This is a genomic window from Pantoea sp. CFCC18179, assembly GCF_059412405.1.
In genome coordinates this window covers 522,163-543,486 of sequence record NZ_JBNBPM010000001.1, presented here as the reverse complement: position 1 = coordinate 543,486, position 21,324 = coordinate 522,163, and the positions used below count along the sequence as shown (strand labels likewise).

The following is a 21,324-nucleotide window of genomic DNA, read 5'->3' as shown; positions in this document are numbered from 1 at the left end:
TATCTTTACGAGAACTTACGAATTGATGTCATGAAGCTAACATTTGCAAACCAGCTTAGAGGCTTGGCAGCTCTTGCCGTTGTTTTTGAGCACTATTTTGGTGTTTTCTTTGACAGCAGCATCCGAAACCAAATTGGCATCGCGCTTGATCCTTCTTCGCTTTCTAGGCCATGGCTGGCTAGTGAACTGATAAACCTACCAGCCATGCTTAACTATGGGCCGCTAGGGGTTTCAGTGTTTTTCCTGATTAGCGGGTTCGTAATCATGTTCTCACTGAGTAAGTTAACCTCAGTCGAATTCATGATTCAGCGTGCATTCAGAATAATGCCGACATACTGGGTCGCTTTGCTTTTGTGCTTCTGCTTCATTTCATTATCATCTTATTACTGGGGTACTAACCCGCAAGATAGTTACCCCCAAAATATATGGTTTCTTAATTTTATTCTCGCCCACACAGTTATGTGGATGCCTTCAGTTGACTTTGTTAACTGGACGCTGGCTGTAGAAATGAAATTTTACTTAATAAGTGCAGTTCTATTTTTCATCACCAAAAGCCCTAAAAAATATCTTTCATTGTGCATATTGTTAATGTCAATTCCGGTTGCGTTAGTTTTTTCATACCGATCAGGATTTGTAAACCTATCACCTAATGAGTACGCAATAATAAATGAAGCAAAATATTTGCCGTTTTTGTTTATTGGAACGTGTTTCTATTATTTTATGAATGGACTGTTGAGTAAGGTTGAGTTGATAACCTTCTCGGCTTTACTATTTGCCAATTACAGCTTGTTTATGGTTGGTGATGGAGATATGCGTTTTGCGATTGGCATGTCTATCAATTATGCTACAGGGCTTTTGATTTTCTCAATATGCTATGTATTGAGAGGGAAATTTAAACCTAATAGATTTTTTGATTTTTTTGCGGACATAAGTTATCCGCTTTACCTTGTCCATTCCGTAATGGGATACGTGATAATATCAATAATGCTGTCTACCGGTAAACCTATGGCTCTTGCTGCCCTGACAGCCTTTGGGGTTTCTATCATTGTTAGTTTTACTTTGCATAAAACCATTGAAAAATGGAGCAACCTTGCAGGTAAAACTTTAACCAAAGCCATGAACGTTGGAAAATCTAATCAATTGAAATTGAAAGATGCATGGAAGCACAGAGCGCCATAGTTGAATATGGTCCGAGAGCTTACGCGGCAGTCATCTGCCTTTGAGCCATTTCTCATACATCCACTTGTTTACCGGCGTACGCTAACCCTGTAGACAAGGAGAGCATATGGAACTAACTAAACCTGCTATGGATGAAGTGGCCAGAATCATTGGCGATGCTGCGATAACCGTTCTTGCCGAGGGTAGGTTGCTATCGAGATATGCCGTGATGCAGGTGATACTCGGCGATTCAGATGGCGAGCCAGACATTGCCAGAGATATCGCTCTCATTCTGCTTGAGCGTTAACACCAGACCGGGCGGCATTGTCGCCCAACCTAAATTTCCTTCCCCGCCAATCCCTTCCTAAAAACTCGCCTCAATCGACTTGATCGATCCTACCGATCAATATTACTGTATTTATATACAGTAACCATCAGCAGGCAACATACCATGCCCCGCGACTATGAAATCTATGACGCCTTTGATCTGGCAACCAAGCGCGATGCAGCAGGGCGCTTCACCGTCAGCACTCTCGACTTTGTTGCTGAGCTAAAGCGCTTCAACTGGCATTACACGGCCTATCAGGCAAACAAGTGGATCGAAGCGCACAAATCCGTCTTCAAGGATATCTCAACCACGGAAGGTGAAGATCGCATGTTTGAAGTGTTCAACCCGAATGGCGGCCGGTGATGTTTGCGCTCGTTGACGTGAACTCGTTTTACGCCAGCTGCGAGACGGTGTTTCGGCCTGATTTGCGCGGTAAGCCGGTTCTGGTGCTCAGCAACAACGACGGCTGTGTCATTGCCCGAAGCGCCGAAGTTAAGGTGCTTAAGATCCCGATGGGCGCGCCGTACTTCAAGCTGAAAGATGAAATCCGCCGCCATAAGATTCACGTGTTCAGCAGTAACTATGCGCTCTACGCCGACATGTCGAACAGGGTAATGACCACGCTTGAGCAAATGGCGCCGTCCGTCGAGGTGTATTCAATTGACGAAGCGTTCCTGGACTTAACCGGCGTCCGTAATTGCCGTGTGCTGGAAGAGTTCGGGCGCGAGGTGCGCGAAAGAATTAAGCGTGAAACACATCTGACTGTAGGCGTTGGCATAGCGCAGACTAAAACTCTGGCTAAGCTCGCCAATTACGCAGCGAAGAAATGGACGCAGACCGGAGGCGTGGTTGACCTGTCGAATGTCGATCGGCAGAAAAAGCTGATGGCTCTCGTACCGGTAGAAGAAGTGTGGGGCGTTGGTCGGCGCATCAGCAAGAAGCTGAACGCGATGGGCATCATCACCGCCAAAGATCTGTCAGAGCAGAGCACATGGATTATCCGCAAACACTTTAACGTGGTGCTGGAGCGCACTGTGCGAGAGCTACGCGGCGAACCATGCCTTGAGCTGGAAGAGTTCGCGCCGACGAAACAGCAAATCGTCTGCTCACGGTCGTTTGGCTCACGCATTACCGAATACCAAGACATGCGTCAGGCGGTTTGCTCATACGCAGAACGCGCGGCGGAGAAGTTGCGCGGTGAGCGGCAATACTGCCGGCAGATAGCCGTGTTTGTCAGAACCAGCCCGCACGCCGTGGGTGAAGTGTTTTACGGCAATCAGGCGATGGGCAAGCTGCTGACTCCATCTAATGATACTCGCGACATCATCAAGGTCGCCATGCAGGGTCTCGACAAAATCTGGCGCGATGGTCATCGCTATATGAAAGCAGGTGTGATGCTGGGCGACTTCTTCAGCCAGGGCGTCTCACAACTCAATCTCTTTGACGAATTCAAACCACAGGCCAACAGCGAATCGCTGATGCGTGTCGTCGATGGCCTCAATCAGAGCGGGAAGGGGAAATTATGGTTTGCAGGACAAGGTATTCAGAAATCCTGGGGGATGAAGCGCGAAATGTTGTCACCGGCTTACACGACGAGATACAGCGACCTGCCCGTGGCGAAGTAACGTTTCTGCTCCAGCCGCTACAGCAACTTCTGCCGACGAGCAAAACCTGTTACCTGGTGGAATGGAAAGGCCGAAGCTGTATCGTTGATGAGAAGCGGCGACCACAGAACGGCGATACCGTGCTGCTGGATATGTCCGGCATGTATGAATGGGCGATGGTGATGATTCAACCACGACACGTTATCACCGATGATGGTCTATTGCTGGTGGAAGATTTGCTAGAGGATGTTGCAGTTATTGGAGTAGTAACTCACGAAATAATGCCACTGTATCAGGATGATGATCTTCCGATCTGATGCTAACCGCTCGCAATTGTGACTGAGTACCAAACTGAGTACCAAAGAAAACCGATCTTAATTCAACTTTAGTTAAATCATGCCTTTATATAAGGGTTATCATAATCGTGGAACAAAAAGGTGAACTCAGAGGCGGGCACGGCATCATCCTGGCTGTGGAGAGACAACGCACAGGATAGTCGTCCGTTGATAGCAGCACAACCTCGATGATCCTCGCTGCGAGCGGGCGCGCAGCATTTGTCCGCAGTTCATACTTTTTTTCAATTTATTCAGATCTGTAAGCGCTATTTGCCGTAAAACGTCCGGCGGTAAATTCATTTTTTGATTTCGAGGAAGAAGTGTTGAAAAGGCGTCTGCTGGTTACTGTATCTGGAATGATTGTTTGGGCATCGTTGGCACAGGCCGACGACAGCATGCCATTTCCCCTGACGCCTCCGCCGATTGATGCGGCTTCATGGGTGTTGATGGACGCCACCACCGGCCAGATTCTCACTGCCGGTAATCCGGATGAAGAGCGCAACCCGGCCAGTCTCACCAAGCTGATGACCGGTTATGTGGTGGATCGCGCTATCGATCAGAACAAAATCAGTCGCGACGACAAAGTCACCATCGGCAAAGATGCGTGGGGCGCGGGCAATCCGGTGTTTAAAGGCTCTTCACTGATGTTCCTTAAGCCGGGCGATCAGGTGACGGTGCGTGATTTGATGCGCGGCGTGATCATCGATTCCGGTAACGATGCCTGCGTGGCGCTGGCCGATCACGTCGCGGGCAGCGAAAGCAGTTTTGTCACCATGATGAACAACTACGTGCAGAAACTCGGCCTGTCGCACACCCATTTCGAAACCGTGCACGGCCTTGATGCGCCGGGCCAGCACACCACAGCACGCGATTTGGCGGTGTTGTCACGGGCGATTATCAGCGGCGAACCGGATTTCTACGCCATGTACAGCGAGAAAACCCTGAGCTGGAACGGCATCACCCAGAACAACCGTAACGGCTTGCTGTGGGATCAAAATCTGCACGTCGATGGCCTGAAAACCGGTCACACCGAGAGCGCGGGCTTCAACATCATCGCCTCGAACGTGGTGGGACGTCATCGCTTAATCGCCGTAGTGATGGGCGGCAAGAGCTCGAAAGGGCGCGAAGATCAGGCGCGTAAGCTGCTGGTGTGGGGCCAGAACAACTTCGACACCGTACAACTGTTCCACGCGGGCAAGAAAATCGGCACCGAAAACGTTTGGTACGGCAAGCCGCATCAGGTTGATGTCGGTACCACCCAGGATGTTTATCTGTCACTGCCGCGCAGCGAAGTCTCTAACGTGATGGCGAAATATGTGATTGATCGTAAAGACCTGGAAGCGCCGCTGAAAGCCGGTGAGCAGGTCGGCGAAATTCAGGTGATGGACAAAGATAAGCAGCTGGCAAGCTATCCGCTGTATGCGCTGCAAGCGGTTGATCAGGCTGGCATCATTACCCGCATTACCGATTACGTGAAACAGAAACTGTAATCCGCGACGGATTTCAGCGTCATCATCGTCGCCGTGGCGCGGCGGTGATGGCACAATTGCGCTTTCAACCGCTGAATTGAGGCAAGGTATGAAAGCATCGATTGTTGAACGTAATCCGCAAAGCTGGCTTGGCTACCATCTGCAAGGTCCGTGGCAGGAAACCGTGCCGCGTGGTTTTGAACGGCTGAAAAACTGGGTCAGCGAGCATCAGGCGCAGGGCGAATGGCTGGCGATTTATTACGGCAATCCCGAAGTGGTGCCGCCAGAAGAGCTGCGCGTCGAAACGGTGATCGCCACCGAAGTATTGCCAGATGCCAGTGATGAAATTGAACGCGGATTGCTGGCAGGCGGCAAGTATTACCATGCGCGCATTGAGGTGCTGAATAATGACTTCTTCAGCGCGTGGCGCAGCTTGTTTGATCACCTAAAAGCGCAGGGCGAATGGCAAGTCGATAATCGTCCGTGCTTCGAGCATTACCTTTCTGATGGTTCCGATAGCGGCGATTGGCTGGTGGATATGTATATCCCGGTACGTGCGGCTGAATAAAATAAGCGCTCACCATAAATGGCGACCCTACAAAACCGCACCCGTAGGGTCGCCATTCATGGCGACCTTTTCAATAATCGCACCCAACCTACTGCGTTACATCAATGTTTCCATTGAGAAAGTCAGATGTAACGCCCATGTTATATTTCAGCAAAACACGAAAAATAATTGCGTTCAGCCCTGATGATGCAGCCATCGCCAGGGTAACATAGCGCGCAATTTTTTATCGTTCCCGGATAACCATGTTACGCGCTGACAAACCCATCTCGCAGATTGAGTTCTGGTTCTACCGCCACTATCGCGCCGTGCACGGCGTGCGTATCGCCATCGCTTTTGTGTTGTGCTTCCTGTTCGTACGCATGACCGACATCCCCGAAGGCACCTGGCCGCTGATTACTTTGGTGGTGGTGATGGGGCCGATTTCCACCTGGGGCAACGTCTTCCCGCGCGTGGTACAACGCATCAGCGGCACCTTTGCCGGGCTGATCTCTGGCTTGATTGCGCTCAAACTGGAGTTGTTTTCGCTGCCGGTGATGCTGGTGTGGTGTGCGATTGTGATGATTGTCTGCGGCTATTTGACGCTGGGTAAACAACCGTACATGGCGCTGCTGATTGGCATCACACTCGGCGTAGTGGTGGGCGCACCGGCCGGGGATTTCACCATTGCGCTGTGGCGCGGCGGCGATGTGATTCTCGGCTCGCTGATGGCATTGCTGTTCAGCGCGATTTGGGCGCAGCGTGCTTACACCCATTGGCGCATTCAATTGTCGGATGCGTTTATTGCGATGGCGAAACTGCATCACACCGGTTTCTCGCCGAATCTGCTGGAAAAACCGCGACTCAATAAGCCGTTCCAAAAGCTGCTGACCGGAGTGATCAAGATGCGCTCGCTGCTGGAACCGGCCAGCAAAGAGACGCGTATTCCGAAATCGGTGTTTGAAGCGATTCAGACCATTAACCGTAATATGGTTAACACCATGCAGATGCAAATTGATGCGTGGTGGTCATCGCGTGAAAGTCATCTGATCATGCTAAATGCGCCCACGCTGCGCCGCACGCAGCAAATGACCGAAGACACCTTGAATGCGTTAGCCACCTTAATGGTGAAAGGCGAAACCGAGCAGATCACCGCCAACAGCCATGTTTTAGAAGAGATTACCCAAGAGTTGGAGCAGTTGATCGCCAATCGCAGCGGGCGTTCGGAAACCACCGCGATTTACGGCTATGTGTGGCTGAGCCTGGAGCAAGCACGTCAATTGGAGCGCATGACCGATTTGGTGCGTCTGGCGTTGCGTAAATAGTTTTCTCAGGCAATGACTTAATGTGAATCACGCTTTCTTTGCGCTAAGATAAGCGCCAGTCCGAATTTAGCTGTGAAAATTGCTTCCCTGGCGGCCAACCCGCTAAGCTGAACGTTATGACTATTCCGCCTGCGAATGCAGGCCTCAAGAAAGGTGCCAACATGGATAATGCCAAGCAATCATTTCAGGACGTACTGGAGTTTGTGCGTATGTTCCGTCGTAAAAACAAACTGCAGCGCGAAATCGTGGATAACGAGAAGAAAGTCCGTGATAACCAGAAACGTGTGCTGCTGCTGGACAACCTGAGCGAATACATCAAACCAGGCATGAGCATTGAGGCGGTGCAGGAAATCATTGCGTCCATGCGTGTGGACTATGAAGACCGCGTTGATGAATACATCATCAAAAACGCTGACCTGTCGAAAGAGCGTCGCGAGCTGTCGAAGAAGTTGAAAGCGATGGGCGAACCGAAAGCCCAGTAACACTGAAGGTCGTCATTTATGACGACCTTTTTTATTTCTGCGCCCCAAGCAACTGGCGCGCCAATGTCTGTAGCTGCTGTGCAATCTCCGCCACATCCACCTGATTTTTCTGCGGCGCGGCGGTGGTTTCGCGCAACACCAACTCCGTTTGCAACGATTCTGCGGCACCCTCGCCACCTTCCAACTGCGCTAACAGACGATCAACGCTCGCCGCGCCCAACTGCTGTAAATCCTGACGCACCGTGGTTAATGGCGGCTGATACCACGCGCTTTCTGCCGTATCGTCGTAGCCGATAATCGACATCTCAGCCGGAATTTTCACGCCATGCTGATGCAGTGCGCGCATCGCGCCGAGCGCCATTTGATCGTTCGCCACTAACAATGCTTGCGGTAACTGCTGCGGCAATTGCGTCAACAATGCCTGATAACCCGATGCTGCGCTCCAGTCGCCATGCAGCACGCAGAAGGGCGCCAGATGATGTGCTGCCAGCGCGGCTTCCCAGGCATGATAACGCGCCCGCGCCGAAGCGGAGCGCGACGGCCCATTCAGCACGCCAATATGACGATGGCCAAGAGTGACCAAATGATCCACCGCCTGCTGCGCGCCTGATTCGCTCTGATATTGACACTGCGCCACCGCTGCACTGCGCTCGACATCGAGAAACAGCACCGGCTTGTTATCACACTGCAACTGAATCTGCGCTGCTTGTGCGGCATCGAGCGGCAGGTTGATCATCAGCGCATCCACCCGCTGCGCCAGCAGTTCATTCACCGTATCCTGCGGCGCGCTGTGTAGATTCGCCATGGCGATCACCAGATGATAACCCTGCGCCGCCGCACGTTGTTGAATCGCCGAGGCGATTTGCGCCGGTGCCATCAATGCCAGATCGCTGGTGGCGAGCCCCAGCGTGCGAGTATTTTTGCCGGCAAGCTGCTGTGCCACGCGGTTCGGTACATAGTTGAGCTGCTGCATCGCCGCTTCGACTTTGGCGCGGGTACGCGGCGAAACCTGTGCGGAGTGGTTGAGAACGCGGGACACGGTTTGGTAGGAAACCCCAGCTAATTGGGCCACATCGTCAAGGGTTACGGAACGCGCAGTCATGGATCTCTCCTGAATAAACAGCCTCGAGTGTAGCAAATTTTTCCCTGCCGACGCGCACTTAAGCCGCTACACTGCCAAGGATAAAACGAGGAGAACGGAATGCAGCTCAACAACGATCAGATTCAGGACATCAACACACTGGCGGCCTGGTTGGCGCTGGATCACATGCCAAAAGACGGCTCACTCGATATCGATCTCGCCATTCTGGCTGGTCACGCGGTACTGCCCAACGTTGAAGCGGTGATTGCCGTGGCGAAAAAGTATCAATTGCCCCTGTTGATCAGCGGCGGCATTGGTCACTCAACCGCGCTGCTGGCCGAGATGCTGGCCGCGCATCCTCTGTATCGCCAAATCGCCAGCAAAGGCAAAAGTGAAGCGGAATTGTTGGGCGAAGTGGCGCAGGTGTTTGCCGCGTTGCCCGACGCTCAGTTGCTGCTGGAAAAAGCCTCGCGTAACTGTGGCGAAAACGCGGCTTTCAGCCAAAAAATGCTGGATGAGCACAACTGGCAACCGCAGCGCGTGCTGTTGGTACAAGATCCGCTGATGCAGCGTCGTACCTGGGAAACTTTCCGCTATCAATGGCGCGATCGTGCCGACGCACCGGAATTTATCAGCTGGCCGGTGTTTGTGCCGCAGGTGATGATGGATGCGGGCATGCTGCGCATTATCGGCGCGCCGCCGCAAGGATTGTGGTCGATGGAGCGTTTTCTGTCGCTGCTGATTGGCGAAATTCAACGTCTGCGTGACGATGAAAACGGCTATGGCCCGCACGGCAAAGGTTTCCTCGGCCATGTTGAGGTGCCGGAAGCGGTGGAAGCGGGATGGCAGCGATTAGTGAAGTTGCCGGGCGTACAGTCGCGATTGTAAGAATTTGGTTGCCGATAATGGCGACCGTACGGATGTTGTAGGGTCGCCATTTATGGTGACCGCTATTATCGATTCTGCAAATACACCTGCAAATTGACATACACCGCGTTCAGCAGTGGCGTTACCACGCCGCTGCGCGCGCCGCGCACCAGCAAATCACCAATCACCTGATCGGCTTCAATCTCATAGCCTTGGGTTAAATCGCGGTACATCGACGAAGTCATCGCGGCTTTGGGATTGTTCAGCGTTTCATAAATCTTTGCCGTCACCGCCGGACGCTGCTGATAGCCTTCGGCGCTCAATACCGCCAACACTTCGCCAAAAACGCTTTGCAGCAACGCTTCGCCGCCGTGTGACGTCAGCACTTGCTGGGTATTGCCACGCGCGATACAACACACCGCGCCAAGCGTACTCAGCAACAGCCACTTCTCCCACAATTCGCTGATGATGTTGTCCGCAAACACCGTATCAAACGCCGCGCCGCTCAAGGTTTCGTTGACGCGCTGCAAACGCGCATCATTATTGCCGTCGAGCGCACCGTAATACAGCATATGCAGCGGCGTCATCTGCATCACTTCGCCGTTCTCACCCAGCGTGGCGTTAATTTTACACAAGCCGCCAATCACCTTGTCGCCAAAGTGCGCACGCAGCGTATCGATATGTCGCATGCCGTTGAGGATCGGCATGATCAGCGTATCCGCGCCTACCGCCGGCGCGATGTCATCCATCGCCTGATCCAGCCCAAAGCTTTTCACCGTCAAAATTATCAGGTCAAAGCTGCCACTGAGCGATCCGGCCTGCGCCAGCTGCGGCTGAAACACTTCGCTAGCATCAGGCGTTTTCAGTACCAAACCGGTTTGCTGTAACTGCTTGAAGCGGCGCTCGCGCACCAAAAAAGTCACATCACGTCCTGCTTGCGCCAGACGCGCACCGAAATACCCGCCGGTTGCGCCGGCGCCGACTACCAGAATGCGCATGGTTGAGATTCCCGTTAACAGTGAAACCCTTACCTTAAAGCGGCGGGCGTTGGCTTGCCAGCCCGCAAATGCTGAATCGTCTGCAAGATTTCAACGATGATTAAAAAAGGCTCAAACTGTTCGTATTTGTTCGTACAATAGGATTAGGCTATTGCGCAGCGGCGGGCAATGGTGCCCGCGCAATGACTCAGTCGAGCAGACTAAGGACGCATCATGCCCCGAACCCTCCCCATCGAACGTTATCGCAACATCGGCATCTCCGCGCACATCGATGCCGGTAAAACCACCACCACTGAGCGCATTCTGTTTTACACCGGAATGAGCCACAAGTTAGGTGAAGTGCACGATGGCGCGGCAACCACCGACTGGATGGCGCAGGAGCAAGAGCGTGGCATCACCATTACTTCGGCGGCAGTAAGCTGCTTCTGGCCGGGTATGGATGGCAGCTTTACGCCGCATCGTATCAACATTATTGATACGCCCGGCCACGTCGATTTCACCATCGAAGTTGAGCGCTCGATGCGCGTGCTGGATGGCGCGGTGATGGTGTATGACGCGGTGGGCGGCGTGCAGCCGCAATCCGAAACCGTCTGGCGTCAGGCCAATAAATACCGCGTGCCGCGCATCGCTTTCGTCAACAAAATGGATCGCCAGGGAGCGGATTTCTTCCGCGTGGTGCAGATGATGAAAGATCGTTTGCACGCCAATCCGGTACCGATTGTGATTCCCATTGGCGCCGAAGAGCACTTTAGCGGCGTGGTTGATCTCAACAAAATGCGCGCCATTTATTGGGACGATGCCACGCAAGGCATGAGCTTCAGCTATGCGCCTATTCCTGATGAAATGCAGGCGCTGGCCGCCGAATGGCGTGAGAACATGGTCGCGGCGGCCGCCGAAGCCAGTGAAGCGTTGATGGATCGCTATCTTGAACAAGGCGATCTCAGTGAAGACGAAGTGATTGCCGGCTTGCGTCAGCGCACCTTGCTCGGTGAAATCCAGCCGATGCTGTGCGGCAGCGCGTTCAAAAACAAAGGCGTGCAGCGCATGTTGGATGCGGTGATTGAGCTGATGCCGTCGCCACTGGATGTACCGGCGGTGAGCGGCGTTAACGAGCAAGGCGAGCACGACGAACGTCACGCCGATGATGCCGAACCGTTCTCGGCGCTGGCGTTCAAACTGATGAGCGATCCGTACGTTGGTCAGTTGACCTTTGTGCGTGTCTATTCTGGTGTGCTGCGCAAAGGCGACAGCGTGTGGAATGCGGTGAAAGGACGCAAGGAGCGTATTGGCCGCATCGTGCAGATGCAGGCCAACGATCGTATCGAAATCGAAGAGATTCGCGCCGGTGATATTGCCGCCTGCGTCGGTTTGAAAGAGGTGACCACCGGTGAAACGCTGTGCGATCCCAATGCAGTGATCACGCTGGAGCGCATGGAGTTCCCCGATCCGGTGATTTCGCTGTCGATTGAGCCGAAGACCAAGGGCGATCAGGAGAAAATGGGGCTGGCGTTGCAGCGCTTGGCGGCCGAAGATCCGTCGTTCCGTCTGCATACCGATGAGGAATCCGGCCAGACGATTATTTCCGGCATGGGCGAGTTACATCTGGAGATTATTGTTGATCGCATGAAGCGCGAGTTTGGCGTCGAAGCCAACATCGGGCGGCCGCAGGTGACCTATCGCGAAACCATCCGCAAAACGGTGCGCGACGTTGAAGGTAAGTTTGTGCGTCAATCCGGCGGTAAAGGTCAGTACGGCCATGTGGTGCTGACGCTGGAACCGCAAGCGGCTGGCGCGGGATTTGCCTTTGAAGATGCCACCAAAGGCGGCGTAGTACCGCGCGAGTTTATTCCTTCAGTGGAGAAGGGAATTCGCGAGGCGCTGAACAGCGGCGTGCTGGCCGGTTATCCGGTGGTGGATCTTAAAGCCACGCTGACCTTTGGTTCGTATCACGATGTCGATTCGTCAGAAATGGCGTTCCGCATGGCGGCGATTTTTGGTTTCAAAGCCGCAGCGAAGCAGGCCGATCCGGTGATTCTCGAACCGCTGATGCAGGTGGAAGTGGAAACGCCGGAAGAGTACGCCGGTAGCGTGATGGGCGATCTGTCGTCAAGGCGCGGCAACCTGCAAGGCATGGAGGAGCGTTTTGGTGCGCGCATTATTCGTGCCGAAGTGCCGTTGTCGGAGATGTTTGGCTACGCCACCACGCTACGATCGATGTCGCAAGGTCGTGCCACCTACAGCATGGAGTTTGCGCACTACGCTGAAGCACCACGTAATGTGGCCGAAAGTATCATCGCCGCTCGTGCCGAATAAATAATCGAGCTGAGCTAACGTGAGGTCATCATAAATGGCGACCCTACGAAAACCGCACCTCACCTTTGTAAGGTCGCCATTTATGGTGACCTTTTTTTTATTTCCCTTCATTGCCACATTCAACACATCGATTGCCACTATTGTCGTTTTACATTTATTTGTCCGGGTTTTAATAATTCAGCGGGAATTAATTCAGGCTCTCTGCGAGCTATTTAAAATATACCTGCATTCACCAAGGATAATATGAAATTCAATAAAATGACGTTGGCGCTGAGTTTAACGCTACTGGGCAGCGCATCGGCTGTTATCGCAGCCGATCAACCCATCAGCGGCGGCAGTTTAACCGTCGGCGTAGAAACCGAACCTACCACCTTTAATCCGCAGTTGAACGGGCAGGACAAAGCCGAAATCACGCTGCGCAACTTTTGGGAATCGCTATTGGCGCGCCGTCCGGATGGCAGCTTTGTGCCGTGGCTGGCGGAAAGTTATCAGGTCAGCGACAACGGTAAAGTGATTCGCTTTAATCTGCGGCGTGACGTTACCTTTTCCAACGGTGAAAAATTGAATGCCAGCGCCGTAGCCGCCAACTTTCGTCAAACCCAGGCGGCGCAATATTGCGCTGGCACCAGTTTGTGCCTGATGGGTTCGCACATCGACAACATCGCTACTCCGGACGATCACACCGTGGTGATCACCTTGAAAGAAGTTTATGCACCATTCCTGTCATTTGCCGCCGGTTTGCAGATTTTAGCACCGGCCAGTTGGACTTCACCGCAGCTGAAATCGGGTGGCAAAGCGCTCGCCGGTACCGGGCCCTTTATTCTCGACAGCTACGAGAAAGGCCAGCAGGTCACCTACGTGAGAAACCCAAATTATCACTGGGCGCCCGCCACCGCGCAGCACCAAGGTCCGGCCTATCTTGATCGTGTCACTTACCGCTTCTTGCCAGAATCTTCGGTGCGAACAGGCGCGCTGTTATCCGGCCAGGTGGATGTGATTGAAGGGATTTCAGGCAACGATGCCGGTGAATTCAAAGACAATCCCGACTTCACTTATCAGCATGCGCTCAACACGGGTACGCCGTATTCGCTGTTCCTGAACGTGGAATATGGTCCCACGCAAGAGGTAAAGGTGCGCCAGGCGTTGCTACAAGGATTGGACATCGATCCCTTGCTGAAATCGGTTTATCGCGGTGAACGCACGCGTGCGTGGGGCATCACTTCACCGATTGATCCGCTGTACGACAAAGCGCTGGAGGGCAAATACGGCAACAATCCCGCGGCGGCCAACACACTGCTGGATGAGGCCGGTTGGAAAACGCGCGACGGCGAAGGGTTCCGAACTAAAGACGGTCAACGTTTGCGCATCGAGTTGATTCAGGCCCAGGCCACGGTGCGCGATCAGCGCGATGTGTTATTACAAGCGATTCAGGCGCAGGCGCGTCAGCGCTTGGGGGTTGATCTTAAACTGAATTACGTCGATTCCGGCACCTATGGCGATGTGCGCAAAAGCGGCAAATTTGGCACCATCGCCAACTCCAACACGCCAACCGATGGCGTGGATATTGAAAACCATTATCGTCCCATCGCTCAGGGCGGCGCGATCAACTACAGCCGCGTGAATAGCCCAGAAATCAACGCATTGCTGGATAAAGCCGCCGCCACGTTGGATCTCAATCAGCGTCGTGATTTTTACAGCCAACTGCAACAACTGGCGTTACCACAATTGGCGCTGGCTGTGCCGCTGTATGAACCGGAAGATCAGTTAGCCACCGCCAGTTATGTGCACGGTTACGGTTTTCGCAGTTATAAGCAGATGCCCGAAAGTGTTTATGATGTGTGGTTGAGTAAGCATTAATATTCAGATTGTAGGGTCGCCATTTATGGTGACCTTTATTTTTCTCGCCTGCGAAAAATATCATTTCCCATATTCTACAAATCGATTGCCGTTATTCTCGGTTTACTTTAACCCGGCGGATTTTAATACTCTCGCCAACCTTATCTGCAAATAAATCGAATCATTCCGGAGACCAAAATGAGTCTGGAAAGCATTGTCACCCGCACGCCCAGCACGCGGCGGCCCGCTGTGTGGCGCAGCGAATTAGCGCGTCGCATCGTCAGCCGGGTTTTCGGCGGGATAGTAGTGCTGTGGGCCGCCGTGACGCTGGCGTTTCTGGGTGTGCATCTGGCACCCGGCGACATCGTCAGCGTGCTGATTGGCGAGCAGATGCGCACGCCAGCGATTGAGGCGGCGATCCGCGCCGAATGGGGCTTAAACGAGCCGTTATGGTGGCAATACGTGCACTATTTATGGCGCGTGCTGCACGGTGATTTTGGTCGTTCTTACCTGCTGAATACCGAAGTCAGCCATCTGCTGGCGACGCAACTGTGGCCGACCATCAAGCTAACGCTGGCGGCGCTGCTGGTCAGTATTCTGTTTGCGCTGGCTATGTCGGTTGGCACTGCCCATCGCCGCGTTGGTCGCCGCATTGCCAATGCGCTGGAGCTGTTGCTGGCTTCCACGCCATCGTTCTGGATGGGCATCGTACTGCTGTTTATTTTCAGCTTTACGCTGCGCTGGTTCCCGGTGGCGGGTGATCGTTCGCTGTCGTCGCTGGTGCTGCCAGCGCTGGCATTGGGCATGGCGCAGGGCGCGGTGATTGCGCAATTGCTGCGCCGCGAACTGGAACGCGCATTGGATGCGCCATTCACTTTAACGCTGCGCGCGTGGGGCGTCGCAGAAGCCACCCTTCGTCTGCGTCACGCGCTGCGCCATGCTGCGCTGCCCGCCGTGACGTTAACCGGCTGGCTGGTCGGCGGCTTGCTGAGCGGCGCAGTGATCACCGAGCAAGTGTTTGGTCGTCCCGGACTCGGCAAACTGACGGTGGATGCGGTGCTGGCACAGGATCTGCCGGTGGTGCTGGCGGTAGCGATTCTATCGGCGCTGATCTACGTGGTAATGAGCACTTTGGTGGACATTTTATCGCTGTGGATCGATCCGCGCTTGCGTGGGGAGAGCCAGTCATGATTGCCGCACTGCAACGTTTTCCCGTCGCGCTGCCTGCGGCGGTGTGGGCAGCGGTGTTGTTTTTGCTGATCCTGGCGATTGCCGTCATCGCGCCGCAATGGCTGACGCACAGCGATCCGTTACTCGCCGATCCGCTTAACGCGCAATTACCGCCGTCGGCGCAGCACTGGCTGGGCACCGATCAGTTAGGACGCGATCTGTTAACGCGCGTGATTTATGGCAGCCGTTATTCGCTGCTGATCAGCGTGGCGGCGATGGTGTTGGCGGTGGTGTTCGGCACCGTGCTGGGATTGGTGGCGGCGCTGGCGCGCGGCGTGGTTGACGAACTGCTGAGCCGCGCGGTGGATGTGATTTCCGCCTTTCCCGATCTGTTGCTGGCGCTGATGTTGATCGCCTTCACCGGTCCCGGCACCAACAACCTGATCATTGCGCTGGGCGTGGCGTCGGTGCCGCGTTTTGCCCGCGTGGTGCGCGCACAAACCTACAGCGTGATGACCTCGGGATACGTTGAACAGGCGCGCACGTTTGGTCTGTCGCGCTTCACATTGATTGTCCGGCACATTCTGCCGCATGCCATTGCCCAGGTGCCCGCACTGGCGACGCTGGGATTAGGCACCGCGATTATTGGCACTGCCGGATTGAGCTTCCTCGGCATGGGACCGCAGCCACCCACTGCCGAATGGGGCTTGATGCTGGCAGAAGGGCGCAACTACTTGCGCAATGCCTGGTGGATCGCCGTCTGGCCGGGCGTTTTGATCACCTTAACGGTGATTGCAGTCAACACGCTGGGACGCTACTGGCAAGCCCGTTTTGAAGGACGTTCCGCATGAGCCAACCGTTTATTGATATTCACAATCTCTCGATCCGCTTTGGCGCACAGCAGGTGGTGAAAAATCTGCACCTGCAAGTGTGGCCAGGTGAATCGGTGGCGTTGGTCGGTGAATCCGGCTCTGGCAAAACCCTGACCGCCCGCAGCCTGTTGGGTTTGCTGCCGGAGGGCGCAACCTTAACCGCCGATCGTTTCACGATTGACGGACGTGATATGCGCCACGCCAGCCGCAGTGACTGGCGCGCGTTGCGTGGTCGGCGCATGGGTTATGTGTTGCAGGATGCACTGGTGTCGCTCGATCCGCTGCGCCGGATTGGTCAGCAACTGGGGGATGCGTTAAGCGCCGTCGGCTATCGCGGCAACATCGAAGCAAAAAGCCTCGAACTGCTAAAGGCGGCGGGCATTCATGATGCGGAAAGCCGATTGGCGCGTTATCCGCATCAACTCTCCGGCGGCCAGCGCCAGCGCGCGTTAATCGCCACCGCGCTGGCAGGCAGCCCAGCGCTGTTGATTGCCGATGAACCCACCACGGCGCTGGACATGACGGTGCAGCGTCAAATCCTGCAACTGCTGGCGCAGCGGCGGCGCGATGGACACGGTTTGCTGCTGATCAGCCACGACCTGGCGGTGGTGGCGGAACTGGCGGACCGCGTGCTGGTGATGCGCGATGGCGCAGTGGTGGAGCAGGGCGACAGTGGCGCACTGCTGCAACGTCCGCAACATGCCTGGACGCAGCGCCTGCTGCGCGCGGTGCCAACCCCCGCCACGCGCGGTTTTCGGCTCAGCGCGGCGGAACCCACCGCGTTGCCAGCTCGGCCAAAACGCAGTGAAACGCCGTTGCTGCAAGGCATCGGTTTGCACAAAACCTATGGCGATCGCCGGGTACTGAATGACATCAACTTTACGCTGCACGCCGGGGAAACGCTCGGCGTGGTGGGTGAATCGGGCTCGGGCAAAACCTCGCTGGTGAAACTGGTGATGGGATTAAGTGAACCAGACAGCGGCACGCTGCTGCTGGCAGGTGAACGCTGGGATCGTCTACCAGAGAAAGCGCGCCGCGCTCGTCGTGCGCGTTTGCAGCTGATCGCCCAAGATCCGTTCAGCTCTTTTGATCCGCGCTATACGGTGGAAAAGATTATTGGCGAAAGCCTCGACAGCGCCGGGATTTACGGTGATGCACGCCGCCAGCGCGTGCGCCAGTTACTGGATGAGGTGCAGCTAGGCGACCACTTCCTGCAACGCTATCCGCAGCAATTATCCGGCGGTCAGCGACAACGCGTGGCGATCGCGCGCGCTTTTGCTCCCAATCCCGCGCTGCTGGTGGCCGATGAACCGGTGAGTGCGCTGGATGTGTCGGTGCAGGCGCAGGTGCTGGATTTGCTGGCGGAGATGCAAGCCGAACATGGCACGGCGTTGCTGTTCATTTCTCACGACCTCGGCGTGATTCAGCATCTGGCGGATCGCGTGTTGGTGATGCAGAACGGACACGTGGTGGAGAGCGGCGCGCTGCAACAGGTGTTTGCCGCGCCGCAGCATCCGTGGACACAAAAACTGTTACAGGCGCTGCCGGTGATTCCCGACTGGCAGCCCGCGAACGTCTACTAAGGAGATCAGCATGAGTCAGACACAACGCCAGCTTCGGCTGGGCGCGATTATTCAGGGCGTATCGGGCAACATGTCGGCATGGCGCCATCCGGATGCGATTGCTGATGCCAGCATCAATGTGGATTACGTGCTGGATTTGGCGCGTAAGGCCGAACAGGCGAAGATCGATTTCCTGTTTGTCGCGGACGGTTTGTACATCACACCGCAGTCGATTCCGCATTTTCTCAACCGTTTTGAACCGATCACCTTGCTGTCAGCGTTATCGCTGGTGACGAAAAATATCGGTCTGGTCGCCACGCTATCGACCTCCTACAGCGAACCGTTCACCGTGGCGCGCCAGTTTGCCAGCCTCGATCACCTGAGCGGTGGGCGCGTGGGGTGGAATGTGGTGACCTCGCCGCTGGAAGGCTCGGCAAAAAACTTCTCGCGCGCGTCTCATCCTGAACATGATGAGCGTTATCGCGTTGCCAGCGAATATTTGCAGGTCACCAAAGGGCTGTGGGATTCGTGGGAGGAAGATGCGTTTGTGCGCGATAAACTGAGCGGGGAATTCTTCGTCGCCGATAAACTGCACACGCTGAATCACGCAGGAAAATACTTCTCGGTACAAGGGCCACTGAATGTTGGGCGCTCGCCGCAAGGCCGTCCGATTGTGTTCCAGGCGGGCGCGTCAGAAGCGGGTAAAGCCTTTGCCGCCGAAGCCGCCGATGCGATCTACACGCGGCAGGAAACGCTGGATGAAGCTCGCGAGTTTCGCGCAGACGTACGCCGTCGTCTGGTGGCGCGCGGCCGGGATGCGGATGATATTCGTGTGTTTCAGGGCATTAGCGTGATTATCGGCGACAGCGAAGAACAGGCCGAACGTCGCTATCAGCAAACCGCCGAGTTGGTGACCATCGAGAAAGCGCTGGAGTATCTGGGCCGCTACTTTGAACATCATGATTTCAGCCAATATGCGCTGGATGAAGCGTTCCCGGATATTGGTGAATTGGGCAGCAACAGCTTCCGTAGCACCACCGATAAGATCAAACAGAACGCCAAAGCACGCGGATTAACGCTGCGTCAGGCGGCACTGGAAGAAGCTACGCCACGTCCCAGTTTTCTCGGCACGGCACAGCAAGTGGCGGATGGCCTGGCGACATGGTTCCTTGAGGGTGCGACCGACGGTTTTATCGTGCGCGGCGGCACGCCAACAGCCTTTGATGATTTTGTCGAGCAGGTGATCCCGCTGTTGCAAGCGCGTGGTATTTATCGCCGCGAATATGCCGGTGCGACATTGCGCGAAAATCTCGGTTTGCCCGCGCCAGAAAACCAGTTTGCGGTACAGCGCGGTGATCAGCAGGTCGCGTAAGCCGCCAATTTCCCGTAGGGTCGCCATTGATGGTGACCTGGGAATCCCATCTCTGCCAGCCAGGTCACCATAAATGGCGACCCTACAAAGGGCTGCTATTACAACGCCGTCACGCCCAACGCGGCGGCTTGTTTTTCCCACGTCAGCACTTCGTCGTAAAACGCACGATCGCTGACGCTGAAACCGCTAATCAAATTCTCCGCCAGCAAATCCTCATATCGCGCATCGCTGGTTAATTCCTGTAACGCGCTACGTAACGTCTCTAACGTTGCTGCGCTGGTTTTCGCCGAGGTAATCAACGGTAGCGCCGCACACAATGGCGTTTCGCCGATAATCTCCAACCCGGCCAATTCCTGCGGAAAATGACGTCGCAGCAGCGCCCAGGTGATGCAATCAATTGCCGCGATATCCGCTTTGCCCGCGCGCAGCGCTGCCAACGATTGACGATGGCTTCCGCTAAAATGCGTGGCACTGAAGAATGTGCCGTCCTGTGCCAGCGGTGCAATCACGTAACGCAGCGAATTGAAGCCGGAGTGGGAATCATCGCTGTTGCACACGGCGCGGCGTCCACGAAAGTCGCTGATCATTAAATGATCATCTTCTTTGCGTGCCACTAACCAACTGCGATAACGCAGACCATCACAACCTTGCGCGCTGGATTGAAAGCTGCCGACTAACTGCACATCCGGCAATAACGCCACTAACGGATAACCGCAGGTTTGGCTCAGTAACAAATTATCCGCGCGCCAATGCGGCAATAAATCCTGCGGCCATCCAACCTCAGCTGGCACGCCGCGTTGTTGCAACAGCGTCGTTAGCGCTGAGGTCAGGCCAAGCGTCGCCTGATGATTGATGTCGTACATCGGTAACGAAAGAGAGGGCATCCTGTGCATCCTTTTGTGCTGCCGGATGGGCGTTAACCGCGACCGATTTGCGCCAGAAGCGCGTTATCCACTCGCCATAACCGGCGACGCGAAAACCGTGATTCCGTTGGTAATAGCCATCGCGATACAGCAAATAGACTTTGCGCAGGCCGTACCACGGCAAACCGGGCAGATCGTGATGTACAGAATGATAGTTGAGATTCAGGAACAGCAAACGCCACGGCAGCGCAGCTTCGTTATTCACTGAGCGCGCCAGCGGATCGTCTTCGGCGCGATGTTCGTAGAATGAGCGCACTTTGGTCAGCATCAGCGCCGGATAACTGACCGCCAGCACGAACCACAGCGGCGAAAATCCTTGCAGCGTCATCCAGTAAAACACGGCGCTGAGCAAGCTGAGATGAATCGCCCACATTGCCATCGCCGGTTTATCGCGCTGGATAAAAGCGCGCAGCAACGTTTTCAACGTGGCGGCGATATCCAGCAGCGGACCAATCAGCAAACGGCCGGGAAAGGTATTGCGCAGATGAATCACCTGTTGTTGCCACGGCTTAAGCTGCGCCCAGCGATCTGGCGACAGGTAATAGGTTTCAGGGTCTTCATCGGGATCGGTCAAGGTGTGATTGCGATGGTGCGCCAGATGCGAATCGCGATACAAACCATACGGATACCACACCGCCAGCGGCAGCGTGCCGAACAGTTGGTTCAGGCGCGGCCAGCGCGTGGGATGGCCGTGAATCAGCTCATGTTGCAGTGATAAATACCAGGTGGTGAACAGCACCAGCAGCAGGGTACTCCACGCCAATCCCAGCGTTTGCCAGTAAATCACGCAGGAGAACCAACCGCCATATACAGCCGCAATAAGCAGCCAGGTGGGTAGCTCGCTGCGCCACAGCCAGCTGCGTGCCAGTTGGTGCACCACTTCGCGCTGTTGCGCACTGAGATATTCGCTCGCCATGATTAACCTGCTGCAAAAGAGATTGCGCTGAAAATGCGCTATTGCGCAGCGGAAGACAAAGATCCTCTTTTTATGACTTATGCAAAAAAGTTGATGATGCGCGCGAAATCTATTGGCTATCAGTCACCTCGTGTCTGGCGTAACCTTTCTCCATCGCAAACATCTGGGC

Annotated in this window: 20 protein-coding genes; 16 read left to right on the top strand and 4 right to left on the bottom strand. The window is 54.9% G+C overall.

The window, feature by feature from the left end; genetic code table 11:
• The first annotated feature begins 30 nt into the window (after nt 1-30).
• From ACPUC7_RS02595 to tmaR, 9 genes are all read left to right on the top strand, one after another.
• A complete protein-coding gene (locus ACPUC7_RS02595) occupies nt 31-1,179 on the top strand; it encodes an acyltransferase family protein (protein WP_494921642.1) in 1,149 nt (382 codons plus the stop codon).
• 106 nt (nt 1,180-1,285) lie between these two features.
• Nucleotides 1,286-1,465: a hypothetical protein gene (locus tag ACPUC7_RS02590; RefSeq protein ID WP_494921641.1), complete on the top strand. Its 180-nt coding sequence runs from the start codon at nt 1,286-1,288 to the stop codon at nt 1,463-1,465.
• A gap of 144 nt (nt 1,466-1,609) precedes the next feature.
• Complete coding sequence (locus tag ACPUC7_RS02585) at nt 1,610-1,849, top strand: DNA polymerase V (protein ID WP_494921640.1); 240 nt, start codon at nt 1,610-1,612, stop codon at nt 1,847-1,849.
• Entirely contained in the window at nt 1,849-3,111 is a 1,263-nt protein-coding gene (locus tag ACPUC7_RS02580; protein WP_494921639.1) for a Y-family DNA polymerase, read from the top strand. The genes ACPUC7_RS02585 and ACPUC7_RS02580 overlap by 1 nt, the downstream gene beginning before the upstream one ends.
• A 56-nt stretch (nt 3,112-3,167) precedes the next feature.
• Entirely contained in the window at nt 3,168-3,407 is a 240-nt protein-coding gene (locus ACPUC7_RS02575; RefSeq protein WP_494921638.1) for a hypothetical protein, read from the top strand.
• 341 nt (nt 3,408-3,748) lie between these two features.
• Nucleotides 3,749-4,915 (top strand): serine-type D-Ala-D-Ala carboxypeptidase DacD, encoded by a 1,167-nt coding sequence (gene dacD / locus ACPUC7_RS02570; protein ID WP_343551255.1) that lies wholly within the window; start codon nt 3,749-3,751, stop codon nt 4,913-4,915.
• An 88-nt stretch (nt 4,916-5,003) separates the two neighbouring features.
• Complete coding sequence (locus ACPUC7_RS02565; RefSeq protein WP_494921637.1) at nt 5,004-5,462, top strand: GyrI-like domain-containing protein; 459 nt, start codon at nt 5,004-5,006, stop codon at nt 5,460-5,462.
• A 242-nt stretch (nt 5,463-5,704) separates the two neighbouring features.
• Nucleotides 5,705-6,763 carry an FUSC family protein gene (locus ACPUC7_RS02560; protein ID WP_343551257.1) on the top strand — a complete coding sequence of 353 codons (1,059 nt, stop codon included), beginning with the start codon at nt 5,705-5,707 and terminating at the stop codon, nt 6,761-6,763.
• A gap of 161 nt (nt 6,764-6,924) precedes the next feature.
• On the top strand, nt 6,925-7,245 hold the full coding sequence (gene tmaR / locus ACPUC7_RS02555; RefSeq protein ID WP_343551398.1) for a PTS system regulator TmaR: 321 nt from the start codon (nt 6,925-6,927) through the stop codon (nt 7,243-7,245).
• A 31-nt stretch (nt 7,246-7,276) separates the two neighbouring features.
• On the opposite strand, the gene ACPUC7_RS02550 is transcribed toward tmaR, so the two are convergent.
• Nucleotides 7,277-8,347 carry a LacI family DNA-binding transcriptional regulator gene (locus tag ACPUC7_RS02550; RefSeq protein ID WP_494921636.1) on the bottom strand — a complete coding sequence of 357 codons (1,071 nt, stop codon included), beginning with the start codon at nt 8,345-8,347 and terminating at the stop codon, nt 7,277-7,279.
• A gap of 99 nt (nt 8,348-8,446) precedes the next feature.
• Here ACPUC7_RS02550 and ACPUC7_RS02545 point away from each other — a divergent pair, with 99 nt between their 5' ends.
• Entirely contained in the window at nt 8,447-9,214 is a 768-nt protein-coding gene (locus tag ACPUC7_RS02545) for a YdcF family protein (protein WP_494921635.1), read from the top strand.
• Nucleotides 9,215-9,279: 65 nt separating this feature from the next.
• On the opposite strand, the gene ACPUC7_RS02540 is transcribed toward ACPUC7_RS02545, so the two are convergent.
• Nucleotides 9,280-10,191 carry a ketopantoate reductase family protein gene (locus ACPUC7_RS02540; RefSeq protein ID WP_494921634.1) on the bottom strand — a complete coding sequence of 304 codons (912 nt, stop codon included), beginning with the start codon at nt 10,189-10,191 and terminating at the stop codon, nt 9,280-9,282.
• 213 nt (nt 10,192-10,404) lie between these two features.
• Here ACPUC7_RS02540 and fusA point away from each other — a divergent pair, with 213 nt between their 5' ends.
• The 6 genes from fusA (at nt 10,405) to ACPUC7_RS02510 (ending at nt 19,316) form a co-directional block, all read left to right on the top strand.
• Nucleotides 10,405-12,504 carry an elongation factor G gene (gene fusA, locus ACPUC7_RS02535; protein ID WP_494921633.1) on the top strand — a complete coding sequence of 700 codons (2,100 nt, stop codon included), beginning with the start codon at nt 10,405-10,407 and terminating at the stop codon, nt 12,502-12,504.
• 243 nt (nt 12,505-12,747) lie between these two features.
• Nucleotides 12,748-14,361, top strand: coding sequence for an ABC transporter substrate-binding protein (locus ACPUC7_RS02530; RefSeq protein WP_494921632.1), 1,614 nt, complete (start codon nt 12,748-12,750; stop codon nt 14,359-14,361).
• Nucleotides 14,362-14,538: 177 nt separating this feature from the next.
• On the top strand, nt 14,539-15,531 hold the full coding sequence (locus ACPUC7_RS02525; RefSeq protein ID WP_494921631.1) for an ABC transporter permease: 993 nt from the start codon (nt 14,539-14,541) through the stop codon (nt 15,529-15,531).
• Nucleotides 15,528-16,361, top strand: coding sequence for an ABC transporter permease (locus tag ACPUC7_RS02520; protein WP_494921630.1), 834 nt, complete (start codon nt 15,528-15,530; stop codon nt 16,359-16,361). The genes ACPUC7_RS02525 and ACPUC7_RS02520 overlap by 4 nt, the downstream gene beginning before the upstream one ends.
• The gene (locus ACPUC7_RS02515) at nt 16,358-17,965 is read left to right on the top strand and encodes a dipeptide ABC transporter ATP-binding protein (RefSeq protein ID WP_494921629.1); all 1,608 of its coding nucleotides are present in this window, start codon (nt 16,358-16,360) and stop codon (nt 17,963-17,965) included. The genes ACPUC7_RS02520 and ACPUC7_RS02515 overlap by 4 nt, the downstream gene beginning before the upstream one ends.
• A 10-nt stretch (nt 17,966-17,975) precedes the next feature.
• On the top strand, nt 17,976-19,316 hold the full coding sequence (locus ACPUC7_RS02510) for an LLM class flavin-dependent oxidoreductase (protein ID WP_494921628.1): 1,341 nt from the start codon (nt 17,976-17,978) through the stop codon (nt 19,314-19,316).
• 98 nt (nt 19,317-19,414) lie between these two features.
• Here the strand turns inward: ACPUC7_RS02510 and ACPUC7_RS02505 are convergent, their stop codons facing one another.
• Both ACPUC7_RS02505 and ACPUC7_RS02500 read right to left on the bottom strand, forming a co-directional pair.
• Nucleotides 19,415-20,200, bottom strand: a complete 786-nt coding sequence (locus ACPUC7_RS02505) for a phosphate/phosphite/phosphonate ABC transporter substrate-binding protein (RefSeq protein ID WP_494921627.1) — start codon at nt 20,198-20,200, stop codon at nt 19,415-19,417.
• The gene (locus ACPUC7_RS02500) at nt 20,097-21,155 is read right to left on the bottom strand and encodes a fatty acid desaturase (RefSeq protein WP_494921626.1); all 1,059 of its coding nucleotides are present in this window, start codon (nt 21,153-21,155) and stop codon (nt 20,097-20,099) included. The genes ACPUC7_RS02505 and ACPUC7_RS02500 overlap by 104 nt, the downstream gene beginning before the upstream one ends.
• Nucleotides 21,156-21,324: the final 169 nt, after the last annotated feature.

What these genes read in the sequence shown, in the direction of transcription:
- ACPUC7_RS02500 (WP_494921626.1), bottom strand. Translation starts at nt 21,155, where the DNA reads ATGGCGAGCGAATATCTCAGTGCGCAACAGCGCGAAGTGGTGCACCAA.
- ACPUC7_RS02585 (WP_494921640.1), top strand. Translation starts at nt 1,610, where the DNA reads ATGCCCCGCGACTATGAAATCTATGACGCCTTTGATCTGGCAACCAAG.
- ACPUC7_RS02550 (WP_494921636.1), bottom strand. Translation starts at nt 8,347, where the DNA reads ATGACTGCGCGTTCCGTAACCCTTGACGATGTGGCCCAATTAGCTGGG.
- ACPUC7_RS02590 (WP_494921641.1), top strand. Translation starts at nt 1,286, where the DNA reads ATGGAACTAACTAAACCTGCTATGGATGAAGTGGCCAGAATCATTGGC.
- ACPUC7_RS02525 (WP_494921631.1), top strand. Translation starts at nt 14,539, where the DNA reads ATGAGTCTGGAAAGCATTGTCACCCGCACGCCCAGCACGCGGCGGCCC.
- tmaR (WP_343551398.1), top strand. Translation starts at nt 6,925, where the DNA reads ATGGATAATGCCAAGCAATCATTTCAGGACGTACTGGAGTTTGTGCGT.
- ACPUC7_RS02520 (WP_494921630.1), top strand. Translation starts at nt 15,528, where the DNA reads ATGATTGCCGCACTGCAACGTTTTCCCGTCGCGCTGCCTGCGGCGGTG.
- ACPUC7_RS02595 (WP_494921642.1), top strand. Translation starts at nt 31, where the DNA reads ATGAAGCTAACATTTGCAAACCAGCTTAGAGGCTTGGCAGCTCTTGCC.
- ACPUC7_RS02505 (WP_494921627.1), bottom strand. Translation starts at nt 20,200, where the DNA reads ATGCCCTCTCTTTCGTTACCGATGTACGACATCAATCATCAGGCGACG.
- ACPUC7_RS02545 (WP_494921635.1), top strand. Translation starts at nt 8,447, where the DNA reads ATGCAGCTCAACAACGATCAGATTCAGGACATCAACACACTGGCGGCC.
- ACPUC7_RS02560 (WP_343551257.1), top strand. Translation starts at nt 5,705, where the DNA reads ATGTTACGCGCTGACAAACCCATCTCGCAGATTGAGTTCTGGTTCTAC.
- ACPUC7_RS02580 (WP_494921639.1), top strand. Translation starts at nt 1,849, where the DNA reads ATGTTTGCGCTCGTTGACGTGAACTCGTTTTACGCCAGCTGCGAGACG.
- ACPUC7_RS02530 (WP_494921632.1), top strand. Translation starts at nt 12,748, where the DNA reads ATGAAATTCAATAAAATGACGTTGGCGCTGAGTTTAACGCTACTGGGC.
- ACPUC7_RS02515 (WP_494921629.1), top strand. Translation starts at nt 16,358, where the DNA reads ATGAGCCAACCGTTTATTGATATTCACAATCTCTCGATCCGCTTTGGC.
- fusA (WP_494921633.1), top strand. Translation starts at nt 10,405, where the DNA reads ATGCCCCGAACCCTCCCCATCGAACGTTATCGCAACATCGGCATCTCC.
- ACPUC7_RS02510 (WP_494921628.1), top strand. Translation starts at nt 17,976, where the DNA reads ATGAGTCAGACACAACGCCAGCTTCGGCTGGGCGCGATTATTCAGGGC.
- ACPUC7_RS02565 (WP_494921637.1), top strand. Translation starts at nt 5,004, where the DNA reads ATGAAAGCATCGATTGTTGAACGTAATCCGCAAAGCTGGCTTGGCTAC.
- ACPUC7_RS02540 (WP_494921634.1), bottom strand. Translation starts at nt 10,191, where the DNA reads ATGCGCATTCTGGTAGTCGGCGCCGGCGCAACCGGCGGGTATTTCGGT.